Raw genomic sequence first — 2,622 nt, 5'->3', positions numbered from 1 at the left:
CTGGATCAGCTGGTGGGCCATCCGGTCACCATCGAGATCGATCTGCCCAAGGGCGGGGTGCGCCATGTCCACCAGTACGTCGCCAGCATGGTGCTCTCTGGCGAGGAAGGCCAGTATTACCGCTATGAGGCCGAGCTGCGCCCCTGGCTGTGGTTTCTCACCCGCAGTGCCGACTGGAAGGTATTCCAGAAGCTCAGCACGCTGGACATCGTCAAGCAGGTGTTCGCTGATCATGGCATTGCCCGTTTTGTCGATCGCACCACCCAAAGCTATCCACCCCGCCGCTACTGCGTGCAGGCGGGTGAAACCGATGCCAACTTTGTAATGCGCTTGTTGGAGCAGGAAGGCATTTATTTCTACTTCGAGCATGCTGCGGGCGCGCATGTACTGGTACTGGCCGATAGTGTGGCGGCTCACAAGCCGCGTGGCGGCTATGAGGTGCTGCCTTTTGAGCACGGGGCCAGAGACAGTGGCATGCACATTGATCAGGAGCATTTTGCCCACTGGCGCTGTGGCAAAGCGGTGGAGAGCACCAAGTTCGTCGTCAATGATTATGATTATTTCCGCCCTTCGGCCAATCTGCAGGCCAACCAGAGCGAAGGCCGCAGCCATGGCCAGGCCAATCACGATGTCTATCTGTGGCCCAGCGAGTATTACGCGCCCGAGCGCGGCCAGCATTTTGCCAGCGTGCGCCTGGAAGCCGCGCAGGCGCGCTATGAAACCGCCACCGGAGCGGGCCCGATTGAGGGCCTGGGCTGCGGCCAGCTTTTTACGCTGATCGATCATCCGCGCAAGGATCAGAATCAGGAATATCTGATCACCAGCGAGCACATCATGCTCGAAGAAAACACCTACGAATCCACCGGCACGGGTAGCGGCCTGAGCCAGTGCCATATCACGGTGCAACCGGCCAGAACCCCATTTCGCCCGCTGCGCATGACGCCCAAACCCTACGTACAGGGCACGCAAACCGCTGTGGTGGTGGGCCCGCCGGGCGAGGAAATCCATACCGACGAGAAAGGCCGCGTCAAAATCCAGTTCCACTGGGATCGCTACGGCCCTAAAACCGACCAGTCCAGCTGCTGGGTGCGCGTGGCCAGCGCCTGGGCCGGCCAGGGCTGGGGCGCGACGTCGATTCCGCGCATCGGCCAGGAAGTGCTGGTGTCCTTCATCGAGGGCGACGCCGACCGCCCCATCATCACTGGCCGGGTCTATAACGACGAGCAGCCCACCCCGTGGGGCAATGCCAGCACCAAGACGCAATCGGGCTTTTACAGCCGCTCCAGCCCCGGTGGCGGGCCGGACAACGCCAATATCTTCCGCTTTGAAGACAAAAAGGGCGAAGAAGAAGTGTGGCTGCACGCCGAGAAAGATCAGCGCATCGAAGTGGAAAACGACGAATCGCACTGGGTGGGGCGCGACCGCAGCAAGACCATCGACCGCGACGAAACCGTGCACGTCAAGCGTGACCGCACCGAGACAGTGGACCACAACGAAACCATCACCATCGGCAACCGGATTGCGGTAAACGCGAAACCTACGCTAAGCAAGATGGGGATTTTGCTGGCGAAGCGATGGAGCGTGACCACATTCCGAGTTTTGCTGCACTCAAAGTAGCCTTTAAAGAATGGGCAAAGAGAAAAGGCTACCCATTAGATGACAAGATGAAGGAAACCCTATTTGGCGAGAAACTTGGTGAAAATCGGGCAAATGGTGGAGGTAAACTGGGGCAGCACGCACAAACGGTTGCAATACCCAAAGATGTGCATGAAGCAGGTGAAACACATGGCAGTGGCAACAACAATAAGGACAGGATCGCAAGCGACTCCAAGAATCTACAGAAAGCGGCAAAACGTGACGGCGAAACTCATAAAAAAAACATCAAGACCGACAAGCACAAAGACTGCGCAGAGGCCTTGAATAAAGCTGTTGATGAAATTGGAGAAATCAGCAAAGATCAGTACGAGAAATTCTTTGAAAAACTGTATAAAGATGCCGACTCTGGCAAGGTAACTCGAAACCCATGGAAGGATATATTGTGATGAAAACCACACAACTGCATGACCTTATTACCAATGCCCTAGGCAAACCGCATACCTCTCAGGAAGTGAACCAATTATTGGCATATTTTTCTCTTAGCTGGCAAGACATCAGACTTGAAGATACAGAGCTCTATACCTATTCATTTGAATCAAAAGAAATGAGCATCGGCCTAGAGTTTGAAGATATCGCAGCATATTTCGAGACAAAAAATCACGAGAGAGGCGATGGGCCATTTTTGCTAGATCATTTCACCTTCTGGGGATATGGCAAAGGTTTCTCACGTTCAGTTGACTTACCAATTGCAAATATCGCTTTTGAATCCTCAGTGAATGACGTTAAAAAAACTCTCGGCCCCGACTCCGCTCTCAATATAGACGCTGAATCTCCTTACCAATGGCAATATACAAATTATAAAATTTCCATACACTGGCCATTCAAATCAAAACCTAAAGAAATCCGCAACATCACCTACTGGTACACCCCCGATACACAAGGCTAAGGCATGATGACCACATCGAACCTGCTGGAACGCCTGACGGGCCTACTAGGCGTGGAAGCCGATGACTCGCGCCTGCTGGG

Annotated in this window: 3 protein-coding genes; all 3 read left to right on the top strand. The window is 54.2% G+C overall.

All coding sequences use genetic code 11. The features are described 5' to 3' along the window. Positions 1–1,617: type VI secretion system Vgr family protein (locus tag FLS37_RS16645; RefSeq protein ID WP_157671078.1), on the top strand; the 1,617-nt coding region annotated here is incomplete at its 5' end. Then, the gene (locus FLS37_RS16640) at positions 1,575–2,042 is read left to right on the top strand and encodes a hypothetical protein (protein ID WP_157671077.1); all 468 of its coding nucleotides are present in this window, start codon (positions 1,575–1,577) and stop codon (positions 2,040–2,042) included. The genes FLS37_RS16645 and FLS37_RS16640, both read left to right, overlap by 43 nt. After that, positions 2,042–2,542: a hypothetical protein gene (locus FLS37_RS16635; protein WP_157671076.1), complete on the top strand. Its 501-nt coding sequence runs from the start codon at positions 2,042–2,044 to the stop codon at positions 2,540–2,542. Before FLS37_RS16640 ends, FLS37_RS16635 begins: the two co-directional genes overlap by 1 nt. Positions 2,543–2,622: the final 80 nt, after the last annotated feature.

The sequence above is a fragment of the Chitinibacter sp. GC72 genome, assembly GCF_009760905.1.
Taxonomy (GTDB): domain Bacteria; phylum Pseudomonadota; class Gammaproteobacteria; order Burkholderiales; family Chitinibacteraceae; genus Chitinibacter.
This window is presented reverse-complemented; position numbering and strand designations above follow the sequence as displayed.

Bases quoted from the DNA above. Each gene is read 5' to 3' on its own strand.
- FLS37_RS16640 (WP_157671077.1), top strand. From the start codon at position 1,575: ATGGAGCGTGACCACATTCCGAGTTTTGCTGCACTCAAAGTAGCCTTT.
- FLS37_RS16635 (WP_157671076.1), top strand. From the start codon at position 2,042: ATGAAAACCACACAACTGCATGACCTTATTACCAATGCCCTAGGCAAA.